This is a genomic window from Streptomyces sp. NPDC097595, assembly GCF_044761525.1.
Taxonomy (GTDB): Bacteria; Actinomycetota; Actinomycetes; order Streptomycetales; family Streptomycetaceae; genus Streptomyces; species Streptomyces drozdowiczii_A.
In genome coordinates, this window is sequence record NZ_JBIWCN010000008.1 from 12,643 (window position 1) to 33,518 (window position 20,876).

Sequence of the window (20,876 nt, forward strand, 5' to 3'; positions counted from 1 at the left end):
CATGGCACGCCACCGCATGTCCCCGACGCTCGGCCGCCGCTCGTTCCTCGCCCTCGGCGGCACCGCCCTCATCTCCACGCTCGCCGCCTGCTCGCCGCAGACGAAATCCGCGGCGAGCGTCGAACCGGCCGGAAAACTGCCGTCCGGAGCGCCGCCACCCGGTACGAAACTCTCCGTCGCCGTGCGTTCCACGCGCCTTCAACTCGGCCCCGCAGGACTGGAGAAGGACCTTCCCTTCACCGTTTCGCAATGGCCCAATCTGAGCGCGGGCCCCGATATCATCCAGGGATTCCGGGCCCATTCCATCGACCTGGCGGTCAACGCCGGAATTCCGCCGATCCAGGCCCACGCCATCGATGTGGGCGCGAAGATCGTCGCCGTACAGGTGCGGAACAACCCGTCATACGTCTTCGCCACCGCACCCGGCTCCGACATCCGGACCGTGGACGACTTCCGGGGCAAGAAGATCGGGTTCTCCCAGGGGCAGGCCCAGGGCGTCGTCGTGCTGCGGGCCCTGAAGCAGGCGGGCATCTCCAACAAGGACGTGGAACTGGTCGCCCTGCCCAGCACCCAGTTCCTCACCGCCCTCCAGTCCAAGCAGGTGGACGTCGCCCCGCTGGGCGAACCCACCCTCACCAAGTACCTCACCCAGTACGAGAAGGACGGGGCACGCGGCGTGAAGACCGACGTCGTGGACCTGCTCTCGGTGCTCTGGGCGCCCAACGAGGTGCTGAACGACCGGGCCAAGGCGGCCGCCGTCCGCAGCTTCATCCCGCTGTGGGCCCGGGGCCAGGTCTGGGCGTGGGAGAACACCGACGAGTGGATCGACACGTACTACGTCAAGGACCAGGGCGTCTCCCGGGAGGACAGCAAGCGCATCGTCGCCTCGCTCAACAAGCCGCTGTTCCCCGCCTCCTGGGACGAGGCCATCGCCTGGGAGCAGGAGACCGCCGACTTGCTCGCCGCCGGCGGATTCGTCCCGGAGCAGGACGCCGCCGAGCTGTTCGACCGCCGCTTCGAGGCGCTGGCGGCCCAGGCCGTACCCGCCGAGTACCGGGAGAAGTCATGACCGAGCTGCTGACCCACACCACCCGCCCCGCCGCACCACCGGTCGCGCCGCCGCTGAAGGCCGCCGCGCCCGCCTCCGCACCGAAGACCCGCAGACGGCTCGGCCCCGGCCGCGCCATCCCCTTCGGGCGGCTCATCGGCCCCGTCCTGGTCATCGCCCTGTGGTGGGCCGCCTCCGCCACCGGCTATCTCGACCCCCGGATCCTCTCCGGCCCCGGCACGGTCCTCTCCACCGCCTCGGACCTCGTCTCCAGCGGCCGGCTCCAGGACAACGTCCTCATCTCGCTCCAGCGCGCCGGGCTCGGCCTCTTCTTCGGGGTGACTGCCGGGGTCCTCCTCGCCGTCGCCGCCGGACTGAGCCGCACCGGCGAATACCTCCTGGACGGCCCGCTCCAGATCAAGCGCGCCATCCCCTCCCTGGCCATGCTCCCGCTGCTGATCCTCTGGCTCGGCATCGGCGAGCAGATGAAGGTCACCGTCATCGCGCTCGGCGTCGCGGTGAACATGTACATCAACACGTACGCCTCCCTCACCGGCATAGACAGCCGATACGTCGAACTCGCCGAAGGGCTCGACCTCAGCCGCGCGCAGTTCATCCGCAAGGTCGTCGTCCCCGGCTCGCTGCCCGGCTTCTTCGTCGGGCTGCGCCTCGGCGTCACCGCGTCCTGGCTCGGCCTGATCGTGGTCGAGCAGATCAACGCCACCAGCGGCATCGGCTACATGATGTTCCAGGCCCAGCAGTACGCCCAGTCCGACGTGATCATCGTGGGCCTGGTGGCCTACGGGATCTTCGGCTTCGCATCGGACGCGGCGGTACGCGCCGTCGAGAGGAAGGTCCTGTCATGGCGACGCACCCTGGCGGGCTGACCGCCCCCGGCGCCACGGCCCTGGCCCCGCGCCCCGCCATCCGCACCCGGAGACTGGTCCGCCGCTTCGGCGACCGCGACATCCTCAAGGAGCTCGACCTCACCGTCGCGCCCGGCGAGTTCACCGCACTGCTCGGCCGCAGCGGCTCCGGCAAGTCCACCCTGCTGCGGGCCGTCGCCCGGCTCGACCACACCGTCGAGGGCTCCGGCGAACTCACCGTCCCCGACCGGGTCTCGCTCTCCTTCCAGGACTCCCGGCTGCTGCCCTGGCTCCGGCTCATCGACAACGTCACCCTCGGGCTGCGCGGCCCCGGGGCCAAGGAACGCGGCCTCACCGCCCTGGCGGAGGTCGGCCTGGAGGGCCGCGACCGCTCCTGGCCGCACGAGCTGTCCGGCGGCGAGCAGCAGCGCGCCGCCCTCGCCCGCGCCCTGGTCCGCGAACCCGGACTCCTCCTCGCGGACGAGCCGTTCGGTGCCCTGGACGCGCTCACCCGGATCAAGATGCACGACCTGCTCCGCGAACTCTACGAACGCCACCGCCCCGCGGTGCTCCTGGTCACCCACGACGTGGACGAGGCCGTCGAGCTCGCCGACCGCGTCCTGGTCCTGGAGGACGGCCGGATCTCCGTCGACCTCACCGTCGACCTGCCGACCCCGCGCTCCCGCCGCGACCCGCGCTTCCAGGAGTACCGCGACACCCTGCTCACCGCCCTCGGGGTCGCCTTGCCGGGGGTCGCCCAGCCCCAGCCCCAGCCCCTCACCGAAGCGAAGAAGGACTCCCGATGACCCGCACGCCTGAGCGCAAGCAGCTCCACCTCAACGCCTTCCTCATGTCCACCGGCCACCACGAGGCGTCCTGGCGGCTGCCCGAGAGCCCGGCCGAGGCCAACTCCGACATCGAGCACTACAAGAACCTCGCCCGGATCGCCGAACGCGGCCGCCTCGACTCGCTGTTCCTCGCCGACAGCCCGGTCCTGATGGGCGACCCCGGCCGCCGCCCCGCCGCCAAGCTGGAGCCCACGGTCCTGCTCACCGCCCTCGCCGGCGCGACCCATCACATCGGGCTCATCGCCACCGCGTCCACCAGCTACAACGAGCCGTACAACCTGGCCCGCAGGTTCGCCTCGCTCGACCACGTCTCCGGCGGCCGGGCGGGCTGGAACATCGTCACCACCGCGGGCGCCGACGCGGCCCGCAACTTCGGCCTGGACGACACCCCGCTGCACCGCGAGCGCTACCGGCGCGCCGGCGAGTTCGTGGAGGTGTCCACCAAGCTCTGGGACAGCTGGGCCGACGACGCGGTGATCGCCGACAAGGAGCGCGGGGTGCACGCCCTGGCCGAGCGGGTCCGGCAGATCGACCACCGGGGCGAGTTCTTCCGGGTCGACGGGCCCCTCAACGTACAACGCCCCCCGCAGGGGTACCCGTTGCTGGTGCAGGCCGGGTCCAGCGAGGACGGCAAGGACTTCGCGGCCCGGTACGCGGAGGCGGTGTTCACCGCCCAGCAGACCCTGGAGGAGGGCATCGCCTTCTACAAGGACGTCAAGGAGCGCGCCACCGCCCTCGGCCGTAACCCGGACGGCATCAAGATCCTGCCCGGCATCGTCCCCGTCATCGGCGACACCGAGGCCGAGGCGCTGGCGCTCGACGCCGAGCTGGAGAACCTCATCGTCCCCGAGTACGCCAAGATCCAGCTCGCCAAGCGGCTGAAGATCGCCCCCGACGACCTCGACCTGGACGCGGAGCTCCCCGAGGACATCCCCACCGAGGACGACATCGAGGGCGCCAAGAGCCGCTACACCCTCATCGTGGAGCTGGCCAGGCGCGAAAAGTTGACTGTACGTCAGCTCATCGGGCGGCTCGGCGGCGGGCGCGGCCACCGCACCTTCGCCGGGACCGCCGAGCAGGTCGCGGACACCATCGAGCACTGGTACGACAGCGGGGCCGCCGACGGCTTCAACATCATGCCCGCCGTGCTCCCGTCCGGCCTGGAGGTCTTCGTGGACCGGGTGGTGCCGATCCTCCAGGAGCGCGGCCTGTTCCGCACCGAGTACACCGCGAGCACCCTGCGCGGCCACTACGGGCTGCCGCGCCCCGCCAACCGCCTCTTCGACGACACCGTCCGCGGCGCCGGCGACTACGGCATCGGTCTGGCGGAGGCCCGGTGACGGACTGTCCGCATCCGGGGACCGGGACCGGCACGGTCCGGCAGCCGTCGCAGCCGTCGCAGCCGTCGCAGCCGCAGCCCGGCTGGGCGCGGCGGCTGCTGGGCTACTGCCTGCGCCACCGCACCGATCTCCTCATGGCCTTCGGCGCCGCCGTGACCGCCGCCGTCGCCACCGCCACCCTGCCCCTCGTGCTGCGGCACGTGGTGGACGGGGTGGCGGCCGGCACCACCGCCTCGCTCGTCCCCTGGACCGGGCTCCTCGCCGCACTCGGCGCGCTCCGGTTCGGCGCGAGCTTCACCCGCCGCTACCGCTCGGGGCGGCTCTCCCTGGGGGTCCAGTACGACCTGCGCAACGACGCGTTCGCCGCGCTGCTCCGGCTCGGCGGCGCCCAGCAGGACGATCTGCGCACCGGGCAGGTGGTGAGCCGGTCCATCTCCGACATCACCCTCATCCAGACCCTGCTGCAATTCCTGCCCAACCTCACCGGCAACGCCCTGATGTTCCTGTTCTCGCTGGTCGTCATGGCGTTCCTGTCCCCGCTGCTGACCGTCGTGGCGCTCGTCGTCGGCCCGCTGCTCTGGCTGATCGCGCTGCGCAGCCGCCGCGACCTCTTCCCCGCCAACTGGCACGCCCAGCAGGAGGCCGCCGAGGTCGCCTCCACCGTCGAGGCGACCGTCACCGGCGTCCGCGTGGTGAAGGGCTTCGGCCAGGAGCAGCGCGAGCTGACCGGCCTCGAAGCGCGCGCCCGCCACCTGTTCGCGTCCCGGCTGCGCGTCGTCCGCTTCACCAGCCGCTACAACCCCGCCCTCCAGGCGGTCCCGGCCCTCGGCCAGGTCGCCGTGCTGGCGCTCGGCGGCTGGATGGCCCTGGACGGCCGGATCTCGCTCGGCACGTTCCTCGCGTTCACCACCTACCTGGGTTCCTTCGTCACGCCCGTACGCCAGGTCGCCACCCTGCTCACGGTCTGGCAGCAGGCCCGGGCCGGCGCCGAACGCGTCCTGGAGGTCGTGGACGAGGCCCCCGTCATCACCGACCGGCCGGAGGCCCGCGAACTGCCCGACGAACCCCCGGCCCTCTCCTGGGACGGCGTCACCTTCGGATACGGCGACGGCGCCCCGCTCCTGGACGGCTTCACCCTGGACATCCGCCCCGGCGAGACCCTGGCCCTGATCGGCCCGGCCGGCTCCGGCAAGTCCACCGCCGCCGCGCTGCTGCCCCGCTTCTACGACGTGCCCTCCGGCGCGGTACGGGTCGGCGGCACCGACGTCCGCGACCTCACCCTCGCCTCGCTGCGCTCCCGGACCGGCTACGTCTTCGAGGAGAGCCTGCTCCTCTCGGGCACCGTGCGCGCCAACATCGCGTACGGGATGCCGGACGCCACCGACGAGCAGGTGCGCGCGGCGGCCCGCATCGCCCGCGCCGACGAGTTCATCGAACGGCTCCCCGAGGGCTACGACACCCTCGTCGGCGAACAGGGCCTCACCCTCTCCGGCGGCCAGCGCCAGCGCATGGCGCTCGCCCGGGCCCTCATCGGCGACCCGGCCGTGCTCGTCCTGGACGACGCCACCTCCGCCATCGACGCCCGCGTCGAGGCCGAGATCCACCACCGGCTGCGCGCGGACGACCGCCGCCGCACCACGCTGATCATCGCCCACCGCCGCTCCACCCTGGAGCTCGCCGACCGCGTCGCGATCCTCGACGGCGGCCGCGTCACGGACACCGGGACACCCGACGAACTGCGCGGCAGATCCGCCCTGTTCCGCGCCCTCCTCGCCACCGACGACCGCGCCGACGACCGACCGGACGACGCCCTCGCACCCGACCCCGGCTGCCCCACCCCGCACCTGTGGCTGCGCCCCGAGGAGGACGACGACGAACAGCTGGAGGGCACCGCGGTCCGGGCCGCCCAGGCGCTCGCCGAAGCCGCCGCCACCTCCGGGCCCGGCCGCGCGGGACCCGGCGGCGGGGTGCTCGGCTCGGCCCCGCCCAGCCCCGAACTCCTCGCCGGTCTCGCCCGCCTCCCGCTGCCCGCCGCCGACCCGGAGGTCCCCACCGAACAGGCCGTCGCCGCCGACGCGCACTTCGGGCTCGGCGCCCTGCTCAGGCCCTTCCGGCTGCCGCTGCTCCTCGGCCTGCTGCTCGTCGCGCTCGACGCGGGCGCCCAGATCACCGTGCCGGTGCTCGTCCGGCACGGCGTGGACCGGGGCGTCGCCCATCAGGCCGGGCACATCCTGCTCGCCGCCTCGGCGGCCGCCGGGCTCGTGGTGGCCGCGAACTGGCTGATCGGCGTGGCCCAGGTGCGCACCACCGGGCGCACCGGCGAACGCCTCCTCTACACCCTCCGCGTGAAGACCTTCGCCCAGCTCCAGCGCCTCGGCCTCGACTACTACGAACGCGAACTCGGCGGCCGGATCATGACCCGGATGACCACCGACGTGGACGCCCTGTCGAACTTCCTGCAAACCGGCCTGATCACCGCCGTGGTCAGCCTGCTCACGGTCTCCGGGGTGCTCGTCGCCCTGCTGGTGATCGACGCGCGACTCGCCCTGGTGCTGCTCGCCGCGCTCCCGGTGCTGATCGCGGCCACCGCCGTCTTCCGCCACTACTCGGTCCCCGCCTATCGCGAGGCCCGGGAGCGGATCAGCGCCGTCAACGCCTGCCTCCAGGAGAACGTCACCGCGATCCGCGTCACCCAGGCGTTCCGCCGCGAGCGCCGCAACGCCGCCGACTTCGCCGTACTGGCCCGCGCCTTCCGCGACTCCCGGCTGCGCGCCCAGCGGTACATGGGCACGTTCTTCCCGTTCGTGGAGTTCCTCGGCACGCTCTGCTCGGCGGCCGTGCTCACCGCGGGCGCGGCCCAGGTGCGCTCGGGCGAGCTGAGCGCCGGCACCCTGATCGCGTTCCTGCTGTACGTGGAGCTGTTCTTCTCGCCGATCCAGCAGCTCTCGCAGGTCTTCGACGGGTACCAGCAGGCGGTCGTCGGCCTCGGCCGCCTCCGCGCCCTGATGAACACCCCCGCCGGCACCCCGCCCGCCGAGCGCCCCCGCCCGGTGCCCGACCTGCGCGGCGAAGTCGAGTTCGACGCGGTGTCCTTCGCGTACGCGGGCGGCGGCCACCAGGTCCTGCACGGGGTGGACCTGCGCATCGAACCGGGCGAGACCGTCGCGCTCGTCGGCGCCACCGGCGCGGGCAAGTCCACGGTGGTGAAGCTCCTCGCCCGGTTCTACGACCCCTCGGCGGGCGCGGTCCGGGTGGACGGGCACGACCTGCGCGAGCTGGACCTGGCCGGCTTCCGGCGCAGGCTCGGCGTGGTCCCGCAGGAGGCGCACCTGTTCAGCGGCACCGTCCGCGACGCCATCGCCTACGGGCGGCCCGACGCCACGGACGCCGAGGTGGAGCGGGCGGCCCGGGCGGTCGGCGCGCACGAGATGGTCGCCGGGCTCCGGCTCGGCTACCTCACCCCGGTGGGGGAGCGGGGCCGCAACCTCTCCGCCGGACAGCGCCAGCTCCTCGCCCTGGCCCGGGCCGAACTGGTCGACCCCGACGTGCTGCTGCTCGACGAGGCCACCGCCTCGCTGGACCTGGCCACCGAGCGCCGGGTCGCCGCGGCCACCGAGTCCCTGGCCCGTCGCCGTACGACCGTCGTCGTCGCCCACCGGCTGACCACGGCAGCCCGCGCGGACCGGGTGGTGGTGCTCGACGCGGGAACCGTGGTCGAGACCGGCACCCACACCGAACTGCTCGCCGCCCGGGGCCCCTACCGAAGGCTGTGGGACGCCTTCCGGGAGACCGGCCCCGGCGCGGCCGTCGATCACCTGAATGCCAGTCAACTCGTCAAGGAGAACGCACGATGACGCAGTACCGCGATTTCGGCCGCACGGGCGTGAAGGTCAGCCCGCTCTGCCTGGGCACCATGATGTTCGGCGCCCGCGGCAACCCCGACCACGACGACAGCGTCCGGATCATCCACCACGCCCTGGACTCCGGCATCAACTTCGTGGACACCGCCGACGTCTACTCGGCCGGTGAGTCCGAGACCATCGTCGGCAAGGCTCTCGCAGGCGGCCGCCGCGACAACGTCGTGCTCGCCACCAAGTTCCACGGCAGCCTCGGCACCGACCCCAACGAGCAGGGGAACTCCCGCCGTTGGATCATCCGCGAGGTGGAGAACAGCCTGCGCCGGCTGGGCACCGACTGGATCGACCTCTACCAGGTGCACCGCCCGGAGCCCGGCACCGACTTCGACGAGACCCTGGGCGCCCTCTCCGACCTGGTCCACCAGGGCAAGATCCGCTACATCGGCACCTCGACGTTCGAGCCGTCCGCCATCGTGGAGGGCCAGTGGACCGCCGAGCGGCGCGGCCGCGAACGCGTCGTCGCCGAGCAGCCCCCGTACTCCATCCTCGCCCGGGGCATCGAGCGCGAGGTGCTGCCCACCGCCCGGCGGTACGGCCTCGCCGTACTGTCCTGGAGCCCGCTGGCCGGCGGCTGGCTCTCCGGCCGCTACCGCAAGGGCTCCGGCCAGCCGGACTCCAGCCGCGCCGCGCGCCAGGCCGGCCGGTTCGACATCGCGTCCCCGGAGAACGCGGCCAAGCTCGAAGCCGCCGAGGCGCTCGCCCAGCTGGCCGACGAGGCCGGGCTCACCCTCGTCCAGCTCGCCCTGGCCTTCGTGCTCGAACACCCCGCCGTCACCTCGGCGATCATCGGCCCGCGCACCCTGCAACAGCTGGAGGGCCAGCTCGGCGCGGACCGGGTGCGGCTGGGCCCGGACGTGCTGGACCGGATCGACAAGATCGTCGCGCCCGGCACCAACCTCTCGTCCCGGGACGCCGGTTACCACCCGGCGGACCTCACCGACCCGGCCCTGCGCCGCCGTTCGCACCCCGCCGCGTGATCAGGCGGCCGGCACCCGGTCCAGGAAGCCGCTGACCGAGGCGATCCGGCCGTCCTCGGCGAGCGTCGCCACGTCGAAGCCGGCGACGGGCGCCGAGCCGTCGGGCGCGACCAGCTCCCACCCGAAGCGGACCAGCGCGTGATGCCCGTCCACCGCACCGAGCGGGCGGAACGTGAAGCCGGGGAACTGCTGCCGCGCCCCCGCGATGACGGCCGCCAGCTGCTCGTGGCCCCGTACGTCGGCCAGCGGGTCGGTGTACGCGGCCTCGTCGGTGAACGCCGAGGCGACGGCCTTCTCCAGCTCGTCCGGACCGGCGTTCCAGGCGGCGAAGTAGCGCTGCACGGCGTCGTCGTACGTGGTCATCGTGGGTCCCTCCGGTAAGGCTTCCGGCCGGGGGCCGGGAGCGCTGTGCTCGTGAGGAACACGATGTCCGAGGCCGCGCGGGGCGTCGATTACCTCCGGGGTAAGCCTCCGGGCAAGGGGGAGCGGACGGCCCTACGCCAGGTCTCCGCCGTCCGCGATGACGTGCACCGCGGCCTCCTCGGCGGAGGCGGCGGCGCCGTCGATCCCGACGTCCTCGCCCGCCGTGCTGTCCGGCTCGTCGATGTCCAGGTCCCGGGTGAGCCGCCCCGCGCGTACGGTGCCGACCTCGCGGTCCCACGGTTCGCCGTCCCCGTCCACGACATCGCCCACCCCGTCCCCGGGCGGGCCGTCGTGCTCGGGGCGCTCGCGGCCGAGCCGGCTCTCCAGGGACTCGCCCCGGTGCTGCTCGGCGGCGGTGGTGCCCACGTCGTCCACCGCGTAGGGGCGCTCGGGCGGTGAATACCCCCGGTCCAGGACATCGTCCACGTCCGGGTCGTCCAAGGTCTCCTCCGTGTCGAGCTGCTCGACCGGATCGGATGCCTCCGACTCCTGCTGGGGCTGATACACGTCGTCGCCCAGACCGGCGTCGTCCATGGCGCTTCCCTTCCCGCGGCGGGGCTCTCCTTCAGCATAGGCAGCCCCCGCCCGGACCCGCAGGACACGCCCGCCCCTGCATCCGGCCGAGGTCTGCGCAACCATGGACAGTGCAAGCCGGGAGCGCCCGAGGGGCCGGCCCGGAGAAGTTCGTCTGGAGAGCCCCGTCATGGATTATCCGGAGAGCTACGAGCTCGTCTTCCAGTCCTCGGCCGTGGAGGACGACGCCGTCACCGTCCACCGGACGGCACAGAGCGGCGCGGGCGGACATCCCGTCTACGAGGACGACACCGGCATCGTCCGCGCCGAGATCAGCGACCACGCGGAGGTCCGCATGCTCGCCAGCGGCGGCCACCAGCACCTGGGAGCGCCGATGGTGGTGCGCGAGGACGCCGCCTGAGACGGCCGACAACCGACGCCCGGCCCCCACCCGGACCGGGCGTCGTCGGCGTGCCCGTATCACGGGGACACGTACCCGTACATCATGCCCAGGCAGGACAATCCGGCCGGGCACCTCCCACACTTGGTCGAAATTTTGCCCCTGGTGAGGGGTAGCGGGAGGACACCAGGCAGACTCACCCTGTAGGAATCTCGCCACGAAGAGGATCACGAATGATCACGTTGAAGAAGGAAGACGGCCCGGCGGACCTGGACGGGGTGACCCACCTTTCCATCGGCGTCTCCTGGGACCCCACCGTCGGCAGCAGTGGCGGGCTGATGGGGAAGCTGAAGCAGAAGAAGGGCACCGACCTCGACCTGATCGCCATCGCGATGCAGGGCGAGGACCCGGTCCGGCTGGCCGGCCTGGACTCCCTGGACCCGCTGGGCAACGGCTCGCTGGCGCACAGCGGTGACAACCAGACCGGCAAGGGTGACGGCGACGACGAGACGGTCACCGTCGACTTCGCCAGGATCCCCTCGAACGTCACGTCGATCGTCTTCGTCGCCGCCGCGTACAAGAAGGGCAGCTCCTTCCAGAACGCGCGCAACGTCAGCATCAAGGTCTACGACGCGACAGGCGGCAGCAGCCAGCAGGTCGCCGACATCTGGCCGTCCCTGCTCACCAGCGACAACGGCTGCGCCGTGGCCAAGGCCATGCGCGTCGGCGCCGGCTGGAAGCTCCAGGTGATCAACGAGACCGGCAAGATCAAGCAGGGCGACGAGCACGCCCTGATGCGTTTCGCGATCAGCAAGTAGGCAGTACGGGTACGGCCCGGCCCCGGTCCGTGCGCGCCCGGTCAGTCGACCCGGCGCGCGCGGGCCGGGGCCGCCGGGTTTCCGGTGGCCAGCGGCGAGCGCGCCAGCTCCACGCACCCCGCCGCGATCAGCCCCAGGGCCAGCAGCTCGGGCAGCACCCACCAGCCGGTGCGCACCGTCTCGCCGAACAGCGTCACCCCGTACAGGATGCTGATCAGGGCGTCGCCCAGGGTCAGACACGGCTGTACGGCGACGAGCGTGCCGGCCTGAAGGGCGTTCTGGAGGAGGAACAGCGCCCCGACCCCCGCCGCCGCCATCGCGTACAGCTGCCAGGAGCTGAACAGCGCCCCCGCCCCGCCCGTGTCGAGCCGCGCCATCGCGTCCTTCATCAGCGCGGCGGTCAGCGCGTAACCGCAGGCGGCGGCCGTGGCCAGCAGGGCGGCCCGGACATCGCCCCGGGTGCCCAGCGCACCCGCGATCAGCAGCGCCTCGGCCACGCCCGTCAGGATCAGCGCCGGCACCCACGCCGCCCCGTGCACGGTGTCGCTGCCGCCACCCGGCGCGGCCGTCGCCATCCCGAGGGCCAGCCCGGCCGTCACGGCGGCGACCCCCGACCAGACCGCCCGGGGCAGCCGTGCCCGCATCATGAAACCGGCCAGGAGCAGGGTCGCCGGAAGCTCGATCACGAAGATCGGCTGCACCACGGAGATCGGTCCGGTGGCCAGCGCGACGGCTTGGCAGACGGCGGCGACGATGACCAGGGCGATCCCCGCGAGCCACACCTTCTGGCGCAGCAGATGGCCGATGAGCGACACCCGCAGGGCCTCGGTCTGCGGCGCGTCGAGGGCGGCCCGGCGCTGGAGCACGGACGCGGAGCCGTTGCTGAGGGCGGTCAGGACGGCGAACAGGACGGCGATCACGGGACCCATGATGGGGGCGGCCCGGCCGCGAATCCGGCTTCGCCGGGGGAGGGCGTGGCGCCCCGGTTGGTTCATGAGGACCGAATCCGGCCTCATTCCGCCGTAGCGTGCCGTCATGGCCGCGAAGAAGCAGACCCCCGCCGGTGCCGCCCCCGTGCTCACGCCCAGGGCCCTCGGCCGGGCGACCCTGGACCGCCAGCACCTGCTGCGCCGGACCGCGATGAGCGCGAAGGACGCCGTCACCCACCTCGTCGGCCTCCAGGCCCAGAACACCAAGCCGCCGTACTACCAGCTCCTGGCCCGGCTCCAGGGCTTCCGGCCCGCCGAACTGTCCTTGCTGATGGAGACGCGCGAGGTCGTCCGCATCGTCTCCCTGCGCTCGACCATCCACGCCCACACCGCCGAGGACGCCCTGACCCTGCGGCCCCTGGTGCAGGCGGCCCGCGACCGGGAGCTCGGGATCTTCCGCAAGGGGCTCACGGGCGTGGACCTGGACCGGCTGCGCGAGCTGAGCCGGGCGTACGTGGAGGAGGCGCCGCGCACCCCGAAGGAGATCCGCGAGCGGCTGCTGACCGAGTGGCCCGAAGCGGACCCGCAGGCCCTGAGCACCGCCGCTCGCTGTCTGCTGCCCCTGGTCCAGGTCACCCCGCGCGGCCTCTGGGGCATGAGCGGCGGCGTCGCACTCACCACGGTCGAGCACTGGCTCGGCCGCACGGCCGGCGCGGCCCCCGACATCGAGCGCGCCGTGCTGCGCTACCTCGGCGCGTTCGGCCCCGCATCGGTGAAGGACATGCAGACCTGGGCCGGGCTGACCCGCCTGAAGGAGGTCTTCGAGCGGCTGCGGCCCCGGCTCGTCACCTTCCGCGACGAGCACGGCACCGAGCTCTTCGACCTGCCCGACGCCCCGCGCCCCGCCGAGGACACCCCCGCCCCGCCCCGCTTCCTGCCCGAGTTCGACAACGTCCTCCTCGGCCACGCCGACCGCACCCGGGTCATCCCGGCGCCCCTCAAGGGCCTCAACGGGGTGGGCAACCAGACCTACGGCAGCGTGCTGGTGGACGGGCTCTTCGCGGCGGTCTGGCGGCTGGACACCCCGCGCGACGCCCCCGCCGTCGTCACCGTCCAGGAGGTGCGCCCGCTGACCCCCGCCGAGCGCGACGCCCTGACGGAGGAGGCGATGGACCTGATGGCGACGATGGCCTCAGCGACGGAGCGCGACGTCCGGTTCCGGTCGTTCGTGGACCTGGGGCGCTGACGGCGGGGCGGAGGTGAGGGACGGATGACGGAGCGGGGGGACGTCCGACGGCGGGACGCCCGACGCGTCGGGGGAGGCCCGACGCGTCGGAGACGCCCCACAGCGCGGGACGCGCCTACGGCAGCAGCCCCGCCCGGCGCGCCGCCACCACCGCCTCCAGCCGCGTGTGCGCCCCCAGCCGTCGCATCGCGGACCGCAGATAGCCCTTCACCGTCTCCGGGCGCAGCCCCAGCCGGTCCGCCGCCACCGCGTTCGTGGCGCCCGCCGCGACGCACGCCAGCACATCGATCTCGCGCGGAGCGAGCCGGACCTCCCGCTCCCCGGGCTCCCGGGCGCCCGTCGCCGAGGCCAGCCGCCCGCACACCGCGAGCAGCTCGTCCCGCAGCGCCGGGTCGAGCACCTTCGGCATCAGGGCGCGCAGCTCGCGGTGCGCCTCCCGGACGTCCTCCCAGGCCGCCACGGCCGCCGCCGCCCCGGCAGCGGCGTCCGGCTCCGGTCGGCCCGCCGCCAGCAGCTGCCGCACCTCGTCCCGGACCACCAGCGCCTGCTCCACGTCACGGGCGGCGGCGACCGCCGCGTCGAACGTGCGGTCCCCCAGCGTGAGCGGCTCACGCAGCGCCCCGTACAGCACACCCCGCACCTCGCGCCGCACCACGACGGGGACGGCGACCACCGAGCGCAGCCCCTCCGCCGCGACGGCCGTGTCGTACTCGTGGCTGATGTGGCGCGAGGAGCGGTAATCGGTCACCGCGCACGGCCGCGACAGGGCCATGGACTTGCCGCCCAGGCCGCTGCCCGACGAGATCACGAGACCCCGCAGCGCGGCCGTCCGCGCACCGTTCACCTCGGCGATCCTGGCGTGGCGGCTGTCCGAGAGCAGCCCGCCGAACGCCACCGGCAGCCCGCTCGTCCGGCGCAGCCGCAGCAGCGCCGCTTGCATCTCGACCGCCTCGACGGATTCCGGCACGCTGCCGCCTCTCTGCCCGGCCCCGATGGAATGGCGGCCCCGCGACACCCCCGTCCGGGGGTGGTGAGACCTGGGTCACTGTTTACATCATGTGAGGAGCCATAGGACCGACCGGGTCGGTAAAGAGGAGGGCACATGCCGGAAACGAGTGCGACGGAGACGTTCCGGGCGGCCCGGGACTTCCTGCTCCGGCACCGCGAGGACTACGCCGCCGCCTACCAGGGCTTCCGCTGGCCCCGCGACGACCACTTCAACTGGGCGCTCGACTGGTTCGACGTCATCGCCCGCGACAACGACCGCACCGCCCTGCACATCGTGGAGGAGGACGGCACCCGCACGGAGGTGTCGTTCGCCGAGATGTCCGCCCGCTCCGACCGGGCCGCGAACTGGCTGCGTGCCCAGGGCGTACGCGAGGGGCACCGCATCCTCGTCATGCTCGGCAACCAGGTCGAGCTGTGGGAGACCGCGCTCGCCGCGATGAAGCTCCGCGCGGTCGTCATCCCCGCGACCCCGCTTCTGGGACCGGCCGACCTGCGTGACCGGGTCGAGCGCGGCCGGGTCCGGCACGTCCTGGTCCGCGACACCGACACCGCGAAGTTCGCCGAGGTGCCCGGCCGCTACACCCGTATCTGCGTCGGCGCCCCGACCGAGGGGTGGCTCGACTACGCGGACGCGGCCGGGGCCCCGGGCACCTTCACGCCGGACCGCGAGACCGACGCGGACGAACCGCTGATGCTCTACTTCACCTCCGGCACGACCGCCAGCCCCAAGCTGGTCGAGCACACCCATGTCTCGTACCCCGTGGGCCACTTGGCGACGATGTACTGGATCGGGCTCAAGCCCGGCGACGTCCACCTCAACATCTCCTCGCCCGGCTGGGCCAAACACGCCTGGTCCAACCTCTTCGCCCCGTGGAGCGCCGAGGCGACCGTCTTCATCTTCAACTACACCCGCTTCGACGCCGGCCGCCTGATGGCCGAGATGGACCGCTCCGGCATTACGAGCTTCTGCGCCCCGCCCACCGTGTGGCGCATGCTCATCCAGGCCGACCTGACCCAGCTGAAGACCCCGCCGCGCGAGGTCGTCGCCGCCGGTGAACCGCTGAACCCCGAGGTCATCGAGGCGGTCCGGCGCGCCTGGGGCGTCACCATCCGCGACGGCTTCGGCCAGACGGAGACCGCCGTCCAGGTCGCCAACACCCCCGGCCAGGCCCTCAAGCCCGGCTCCATGGGGCGCCCGAGCCCCGGCTTCCGGGTGGTCCTGCTCGACCCGGTGAGCGGGGAGCCAGGCGCGGTCGAGGGCGAGATCTCGCTCGACCTGTCGACGCACCCGGTGGGCCTGATGACCGGCTACCACGGCGACCCGGAGCGCACGGCCGAGGCGATGGCCGGCGGCTACTACCGCACCGGTGACATCGGCTCCCGCGACGAGGACGGCTACATCACCTACGTGGGGCGCGCCGACGACGTCTTCAAGTCCTCCGACTACAAGATCTCCCCGTTCGAGCTGGAGAGCGCCCTGCTGGAGCACGAGGCGGTGGTCGAGGCCGCCGTCGTCCCGGCCCCCGACGACGTCCGCCTCTCCGTCCCGAAGGCGTACGTGGTGCTCGCCGAGGGCTGGGAGCCCGGCCCGGACACCGCCAAGGTGCTCTTCGCCCACTCCCGGTCCGTGCTCGCCCCGTACAAGCGGGTGCGGCGGCTGGAGTTCGCGGAGCTGCCCAAGACCGTCTCCGGCAAGATCCGCCGGATCGAACTGCGCGAGCGCACCGCCCAGGGCGGCGGCACCGAGTACGCCGAGGGGGACCTGGCATGACCGAGCTCTCGTACGCGCACGGCACGGGCACCACCGCCCTGCTCGGCGACACCATCGGGCGCAACCTGGACCGGGCCGTCGCCGCCTGGCCCGACCGCGAGGCGCTGGTCGACGTGCCGTCCGGGCGGCGCTGGACGTACGCGGAGTTCGGCGCGGCCGTCGAGGAGCTGGCGCGGGCCCTGATGGCGTCGGGCGTGGCCAAGGGGGACCGGGTCGGCATCTGGGCGGTCAACTGCCCCGAGTGGGTGCTCGTCCAGTACGCCACCGCCCGCATCGGCGCCGTCATGGTGAACATCAACCCCGCTTACCGGGCGCACGAGTTGGAGTACGTGCTGAAGCAGGCCGGGATCACCCTGCTGGCCGCCTCGCTCGCGCACCGCACCAGCGACTACCGGGCGCTGGTCGAGGAGGTCCGCGCCAACTGCCCGGAGCTGCGCGCGGTGCACTACATCGGCGACGACTCCTGGGACGAACTTCTGTCGGTGGCCGATCGAGTGACGGCTGATCAGCTCAGTGCCCGCGAGGCCGAGCTGTCCTGCGACGACCCGATCAACATCCAGTACACCTCGGGCACCACGGGCTTCCCCAAGGGCGCGACGCTCTCCCACCACAACATCCTCAACAACGGTTACTTCGTAGGTGAGTTGGTCGCCTACACCGAGCAGGACCGGGTCTGTCTGCCGGTGCCCTTCTACCACTGCTTCGGCATGGTGATGGGCAACCTCGGCATCACCTCGCACGGCGCCTGCATCGTGATCCCCGGTGGCTCGTTCGAACCGGCCGCCGTGCTGAGCGCCGTGCAGCAGGAGCGCTGCACCTCCCTGTACGGGGTGCCCACGATGTTCATCGCCGAACTGAACCTGCCGGACTTCGCCTCGTACGACCTGTCCTCGCTGCGCACCGGGATCATGGCGGGGTCGCCGTGCCCGGTCGAGGTGATGAAGCGGGTGGTGGCCGAGATGCACATGGACGAGGTGTCCATCTGCTACGGCATGACGGAGACCTCCCCGGTCTCCACGCAGACCCGCCGCGACGACGACCTGGAGCGCCGCACCGGCACCGTCGGCCGCGTCATGCCGCACATCGAGGTCAAGGTCATCGACCCCGCGACCGGGGTGACCCTGGAACGCGGGCGGTCCGGCGAGCTGTGCACCCGGGGCTACAGCGTGATGCTCGGCTACTGGGACCAGCCCGAGCGCACCGCCGAGGCCATCGACGCGGGGCGCTGGATGCACACCGGGGACCTCGCGGTGATGCGCGAGGACGGCTACGTACAGATCGTCGGCCGCATCAAGGACGTGATCATCCGGGGCGGCGAGAACGTCTACCCGCGCGAGATCGAGGAGTTCCTGTACCGCCACCCGAAGATCGCCGATGTGCAGGTGGTCGGCGTGCCCGACGAGCGTTACGGGGAAGAGGTGCTGGCCTGCGTCATCCCCGCCGACCCGGCCGACCCGCCCGCTCTGGACGACGTACGGGCTTTCTGCGAAGGGCAGTTGGCGCACTACAAGATTCCGCGCCTGCTCCGGATCCTGGAGACCTTCCCGATGACGGTGAGCGGCAAGGTCCGCAAGATCGAGCTACGGGAGACCTACGGGCGCTAGCGGCTCAGGCCGCCTCGATCACGTCCCCCGCGTCGCCGCGCGTCGCCGCCGCCCACTGGAGGAGCAGCACCTCGTACGCGGCGGACTCCACGGGGGACCAGTCCTGGCCCGCGCGGGCGTCCACGAGCGCGCGGATCGCCTCGTTGGCCTCCAGGGCGGAGCGCCTGGGGAGCGCGGGGGCGTGCGCGGGCGTGTCCGAGGGTGGTGAAGTCCGTGGAGTTAAGACCATGCGCTCCACTGTAGGGCCCGCCACTGACAACGAACCGCACATCGGGGGCCGTTGGCCAGAACGTGACGGATCACACGCAGGGTGGCCGGTCGGTTTCTGTGAGGCACGACACGTGGCCCGGCCCGGGTGTCCGATTCTGATGGGTGCGCGCGGTCAGGCGCCGGTGCTGACCAGCTCGTCCGCCGCGCCGTTCACCGGCTGCGGCGTGCCGGTGAGGTCCAGGACGAAGAGCGGCACGCGTAAGGTGTCCGCGCGCTTCCGGGCCTCCGGCGTATAGCCCGCGAGCGAGAAAAGCACCCCGCGCACCGAGCCGTTGAGCGCGTTGAGCCACAGGCACTCGACGTCGCGGAGCGCGGTCGGCCGGGTCGTGGAGTCGACCTCGGCGATCAGCCCGGCCGCCCGCAGGTCGATCCGGGACGCCGGCCGGTTCACCGGGTGCGTCACGTCCCGGAACCCCAGCCAGGACAGATAGAGCGCCGCCGCCGCGACCGCGTCCCGCGCGGTACGGATGGTCAGCGGCCGGAACGCCGGACGGGGCGCCGCCGCCGTGCGGGGCAGCGGTATGTGTGCGGGCCGGACCGCCCCGGCGGCCGCCACCGGCCGCACCGGCACCCGCAGCACCGCGCCGCACGGGCAGCACAGCTCGGGCTGCGGCCACTGGTCGTGCCGTCCGCAGCCCCGGCACCGTACGGTCACCCAGTCGTCGTTCCAGGTGCGATGGGTGATCGGGACGACGGGTGCGCCGCGCAGCAGCGGCGGGGCGGTCGGCTCCCCGCACGGGCACGGGTAGACGGGGGTCACGTACGCGTGGTCGCGGCGACAGGCCGGGCACCGTACCGGCACTGACTCCACCCCGTGCTCCCTCCGTACCACTTCCGTAATCCCTCCATGCTCCCCCAAGAGCCCGCCGCCGGGAGCGGAATCGCTTCACTGGGCGCCTCTCTCCGCGCCGCTTCCCCCTCCCTTGACGGCGGTCCGGACGCGGCTTAGATTTGCTTCCACATAACAGAAGAAGTTTTCCGCAATGCGGAACCGGTGATGTGGTGCTCTCAGGTGGCGCGACAGAGCCCGACTCCATCCCCGACTCCACCCAGGGACGAGCAGGAGCACTCAATGCCTCGTATGACCGCTGCCCGCGCGGCAGTCGAGATCCTCAAGCGCGAAGGCGTCAGCAACGCGTTCGGTGTGCCCGGCGCCGCGATCAACCCCTTCTACGCGGCCCTCAAGGCGGCCGGCGGCGTCCACCACACGCTCGCCCGCCACGTCGAGGGCGCCTCCCACATGGCGGAGGGGTACACCCGGGCCCGCCCGGGCAACATCGGCGTCTGCATCGGTACGTCGGGGCCCGCCGGCACCGACATGATCACCGGCCTGTACTCCGCGATCGCGGACTCGATCCCGATCCTGTGCATCACCGGCCAGGCGCCGACCGCCGTCCTCCACAAGGAGGACTTCCAGGCCGTCGACATCGCCTCGATCGCCGCCCCGGTCACCAAGGCCGCGACGACCGTCCTGGAGGCCGCGCAGGTCCCGGGCGTCTTCCAGCAGGCGTTCCATCTGATGCGTACGGGCCGCCCCGGCCCGGTCCTCATCGACCTGCCGATCGACGTGCAGCTCACCGAGATCGAGTTCGACCCCGACCTGTACGAGCCGCTGCCGGTGCACAAGCCCGCCGCGACCCGCAAGCAGATCGAGCGCGCCCTGGAGATGCTGAACGCCTCCGAGCGTCCGCTGCTCGTCGCGGGCGGCGGCATCATCAACGCCGACGCGTCGGAACTCCTGGTCGAGTTCGCCGAGTTGACCGGAGTCCCGGTCGTCCCGACCCTGATGGGCTGGGGCATCATCTCCGACGACCACGAGCTGAACGCCGGCATGGTCGGCCTCCAGACCTCGCACCGCTACGGCAACGCGAACTTCCTGGAGTCCGACTTCGTCCTCGGCATCGGCAACCGCTGGGCCAACCGCCACACGGGCAAGCTGGACGTCTACACGGAGGGCCGCACCTTCGTCCACGTGGACATCGCGCCCACCCAGATCGGCAAGATCTTCGCCCCGGACCTCGGCATCGTCTCCGACGCGAAGGCGGCGCTGGAACTGTTCGTGGAGGTCGCCCGCGAGCTGAAGGCGGCGGGCAAGCTGGCGGACCGCTCGGCATGGGCGGCGTCCACCCAGGAACGCCGTGCGACCCTGCAACGCCGTACGCACTTCGACAACGTCCCGCTGAAGCCGCAGCGGGTGTACGAGGAGATGAACCGCGCGTTCGGCCCGGAGACCCGGTACGTCACGACGATCGGCCTCTCCCAGATCGCGGGCGCCCAGATGCTCCACGTGTACCGCCCGCGCCACTGGATCAACTGCGGCCAGGCCGGCCCCCTGGGCTGGACGATCCCGGCCGCGCTGGGCGTCGCCACGGCCGACCCGGACGGCTCGGTCGTCGCGCTCTCCGGCGACTACGACTTCCAGTTCATGCTGGAGGAGCTCGCGGTGGGCGCCCAGCACCGCATCCCGTACGTGCACGTCCTGGTCAACAACTCGTACCTCGGCCTGATCCGCCAGGCCCAGCGCAACTTCGACATCGACTTCCAGGTCAACCTGGAGTTCGAGAACCTCAACTCCCCGGAGCTGGGCGTCTACGGCGTGGACCACGTCAAGGTCGTCGAGGGCCTCGGCTGCAAGGCCATCCGCGTCACCGAGCCGGACCAGCTGCTGCCGGCCTTCGAGGAGGCAAAGAAGCTGGCCGCGGAACACCGCGTCCCGGTGGTGGTCGAAGCGATCCTGGAACGAGTCACAAACATCGCGATGAGCGGCACGGACATCGCGTCGGTCAACGAGTTCGAGGACGTGGCGACGGACCCGTCCCACGCACCTACGGCGATCAGGCCGTACGCGGGGGCGTAACCCGGTAGCGGCTGCGGCCCATCCCCGAAGAGCACCTACGG

Annotated in this window: 18 protein-coding genes; 12 read left to right on the forward strand and 6 right to left on the reverse strand. The window is 72.4% G+C overall.

All coding sequences use genetic code 11. The features are described from left to right. The first annotated feature begins 1 nt into the window (after position 1). From ACIQZN_RS14360 to ACIQZN_RS14385, 6 genes are read left to right on the forward strand one after another with little or no spacing between them, the layout of a single operon-like run. Positions 2-1,069, forward strand: coding sequence for an ABC transporter substrate-binding protein (locus ACIQZN_RS14360; protein ID WP_403992385.1), 1,068 nt, complete (start codon positions 2-4; stop codon positions 1,067-1,069). Beyond that, positions 1,066-1,935: an ABC transporter permease gene (locus ACIQZN_RS14365; RefSeq protein WP_403992388.1), complete on the forward strand. Its 870-nt coding sequence runs from the start codon at positions 1,066-1,068 to the stop codon at positions 1,933-1,935. Before ACIQZN_RS14360 ends, ACIQZN_RS14365 begins: the two co-directional genes overlap by 4 nt. After that, positions 1,911-2,720 carry an ABC transporter ATP-binding protein gene (locus tag ACIQZN_RS14370; RefSeq protein ID WP_403992391.1) on the forward strand — a complete coding sequence of 270 codons (810 nt, stop codon included), beginning with the start codon at positions 1,911-1,913 and terminating at the stop codon, positions 2,718-2,720. Before ACIQZN_RS14365 ends, ACIQZN_RS14370 begins: the two co-directional genes overlap by 25 nt. Further along, complete coding sequence (locus tag ACIQZN_RS14375) at positions 2,717-4,102, forward strand: LLM class flavin-dependent oxidoreductase (protein ID WP_403992394.1); 1,386 nt, start codon at positions 2,717-2,719, stop codon at positions 4,100-4,102. Before ACIQZN_RS14370 ends, ACIQZN_RS14375 begins: the two co-directional genes overlap by 4 nt. Beyond that, positions 4,099-7,956, forward strand: coding sequence for an ABC transporter ATP-binding protein (locus ACIQZN_RS14380; RefSeq protein ID WP_403992397.1), 3,858 nt, complete (start codon positions 4,099-4,101; stop codon positions 7,954-7,956). Before ACIQZN_RS14375 ends, ACIQZN_RS14380 begins: the two co-directional genes overlap by 4 nt. Beyond that, positions 7,953-8,996 carry an aldo/keto reductase gene (locus ACIQZN_RS14385; RefSeq protein WP_403992400.1) on the forward strand — a complete coding sequence of 348 codons (1,044 nt, stop codon included), beginning with the start codon at positions 7,953-7,955 and terminating at the stop codon, positions 8,994-8,996. Before ACIQZN_RS14380 ends, ACIQZN_RS14385 begins: the two co-directional genes overlap by 4 nt. Here the strand turns inward: ACIQZN_RS14385 and ACIQZN_RS14390 are convergent, their stop codons facing one another. Both ACIQZN_RS14390 and ACIQZN_RS14395 read right to left on the reverse strand, forming a co-directional pair. Continuing rightward, positions 8,997-9,359 (reverse strand): nuclear transport factor 2 family protein, encoded by a 363-nt coding sequence (locus ACIQZN_RS14390; protein ID WP_403992403.1) that lies wholly within the window; start codon positions 9,357-9,359, stop codon positions 8,997-8,999. Positions 9,360-9,491: 132 nt separating this feature from the next. Beyond that, entirely contained in the window at positions 9,492-9,953 is a 462-nt protein-coding gene (locus tag ACIQZN_RS14395; protein ID WP_403992406.1) for a DUF5709 domain-containing protein, read from the reverse strand. Between the two features lie 169 nt (positions 9,954-10,122). Here ACIQZN_RS14395 and ACIQZN_RS14400 point away from each other — a divergent pair, with 169 nt between their 5' ends. Further along, positions 10,123-10,353 (forward strand): DUF6296 family protein, encoded by a 231-nt coding sequence (locus ACIQZN_RS14400; protein WP_018100553.1) that lies wholly within the window; start codon positions 10,123-10,125, stop codon positions 10,351-10,353. A gap of 212 nt (positions 10,354-10,565) precedes the next feature. Continuing rightward, positions 10,566-11,150 carry a TerD family protein gene (locus ACIQZN_RS14405; protein WP_018523785.1) on the forward strand — a complete coding sequence of 195 codons (585 nt, stop codon included), beginning with the start codon at positions 10,566-10,568 and terminating at the stop codon, positions 11,148-11,150. A 41-nt stretch (positions 11,151-11,191) separates the two neighbouring features. On the opposite strand, the gene ACIQZN_RS14410 is transcribed toward ACIQZN_RS14405, so the two are convergent. Next, positions 11,192-12,070, reverse strand: coding sequence for a DMT family transporter (locus tag ACIQZN_RS14410; RefSeq protein WP_403992410.1), 879 nt, complete (start codon positions 12,068-12,070; stop codon positions 11,192-11,194). A 115-nt stretch (positions 12,071-12,185) separates the two neighbouring features. On the opposite strand from ACIQZN_RS14410, the gene ACIQZN_RS14415 reads away from it, so the two are divergent. After that, entirely contained in the window at positions 12,186-13,325 is a 1,140-nt protein-coding gene (locus ACIQZN_RS14415; protein ID WP_403992413.1) for a winged helix DNA-binding domain-containing protein, read from the forward strand. Positions 13,326-13,440: 115 nt separating this feature from the next. On the opposite strand, the gene ACIQZN_RS14420 is transcribed toward ACIQZN_RS14415, so the two are convergent. After that, positions 13,441-14,292, reverse strand: coding sequence for a response regulator transcription factor (locus tag ACIQZN_RS14420; protein WP_403992416.1), 852 nt, complete (start codon positions 14,290-14,292; stop codon positions 13,441-13,443). 135 nt (positions 14,293-14,427) lie between these two features. On the opposite strand from ACIQZN_RS14420, the gene ACIQZN_RS14425 reads away from it, so the two are divergent. Beyond that, positions 14,428-16,104 carry an AMP-binding protein gene (locus tag ACIQZN_RS14425; RefSeq protein ID WP_403992419.1) on the forward strand — a complete coding sequence of 559 codons (1,677 nt, stop codon included), beginning with the start codon at positions 14,428-14,430 and terminating at the stop codon, positions 16,102-16,104. Continuing rightward, positions 16,101-17,708 carry an AMP-binding protein gene (locus ACIQZN_RS14430; RefSeq protein ID WP_403992422.1) on the forward strand — a complete coding sequence of 536 codons (1,608 nt, stop codon included), beginning with the start codon at positions 16,101-16,103 and terminating at the stop codon, positions 17,706-17,708. Before ACIQZN_RS14425 ends, ACIQZN_RS14430 begins: the two co-directional genes overlap by 4 nt. Before the next feature lie 4 nt (positions 17,709-17,712). Here ACIQZN_RS14430 and ACIQZN_RS14435 read toward each other — a convergent pair whose 3' ends face one another. Then, the gene (locus ACIQZN_RS14435) at positions 17,713-17,937 is read right to left on the reverse strand and encodes a hypothetical protein (RefSeq protein ID WP_018523791.1); all 225 of its coding nucleotides are present in this window, start codon (positions 17,935-17,937) and stop codon (positions 17,713-17,715) included. A gap of 153 nt (positions 17,938-18,090) precedes the next feature. Next, entirely contained in the window at positions 18,091-18,789 is a 699-nt protein-coding gene (locus ACIQZN_RS14440) for a hypothetical protein (RefSeq protein WP_403992425.1), read from the reverse strand. 270 nt (positions 18,790-19,059) lie between these two features. On the opposite strand from ACIQZN_RS14440, the gene gcl reads away from it, so the two are divergent. Then, complete coding sequence (gene gcl, locus ACIQZN_RS14445) at positions 19,060-20,835, forward strand: glyoxylate carboligase (RefSeq protein ID WP_403992427.1); 1,776 nt, start codon at positions 19,060-19,062, stop codon at positions 20,833-20,835. The last annotated feature ends 41 nt before the right edge of the window (positions 20,836-20,876 follow it).

Coding starts and splice junctions, on each gene's coding strand:
- ACIQZN_RS14365 (WP_403992388.1), top strand. CDS start 1,066: ATGACCGAGCTGCTGACCCACACCACCCGCCCCGCCGCACCACCGGTC.
- ACIQZN_RS14405 (WP_018523785.1), top strand. CDS start 10,566: ATGATCACGTTGAAGAAGGAAGACGGCCCGGCGGACCTGGACGGGGTG.
- ACIQZN_RS14415 (WP_403992413.1), top strand. CDS start 12,186: ATGGCCGCGAAGAAGCAGACCCCCGCCGGTGCCGCCCCCGTGCTCACG.
- ACIQZN_RS14390 (WP_403992403.1), bottom strand. CDS start 9,359: ATGACCACGTACGACGACGCCGTGCAGCGCTACTTCGCCGCCTGGAAC.
- ACIQZN_RS14375 (WP_403992394.1), top strand. CDS start 2,717: ATGACCCGCACGCCTGAGCGCAAGCAGCTCCACCTCAACGCCTTCCTC.
- ACIQZN_RS14370 (WP_403992391.1), top strand. CDS start 1,911: ATGGCGACGCACCCTGGCGGGCTGACCGCCCCCGGCGCCACGGCCCTG.
- ACIQZN_RS14425 (WP_403992419.1), top strand. CDS start 14,428: ATGCCGGAAACGAGTGCGACGGAGACGTTCCGGGCGGCCCGGGACTTC.
- gcl (WP_403992427.1), top strand. CDS start 19,060: ATGACCGCTGCCCGCGCGGCAGTCGAGATCCTCAAGCGCGAAGGCGTC.
- ACIQZN_RS14385 (WP_403992400.1), top strand. CDS start 7,953: ATGACGCAGTACCGCGATTTCGGCCGCACGGGCGTGAAGGTCAGCCCG.
- ACIQZN_RS14395 (WP_403992406.1), bottom strand. CDS start 9,953: ATGGACGACGCCGGTCTGGGCGACGACGTGTATCAGCCCCAGCAGGAG.
- ACIQZN_RS14435 (WP_018523791.1), bottom strand. CDS start 17,937: ATGGTCTTAACTCCACGGACTTCACCACCCTCGGACACGCCCGCGCAC.
- ACIQZN_RS14360 (WP_403992385.1), top strand. CDS start 2: ATGGCACGCCACCGCATGTCCCCGACGCTCGGCCGCCGCTCGTTCCTC.
- ACIQZN_RS14430 (WP_403992422.1), top strand. CDS start 16,101: ATGACCGAGCTCTCGTACGCGCACGGCACGGGCACCACCGCCCTGCTC.
- ACIQZN_RS14400 (WP_018100553.1), top strand. CDS start 10,123: ATGGATTATCCGGAGAGCTACGAGCTCGTCTTCCAGTCCTCGGCCGTG.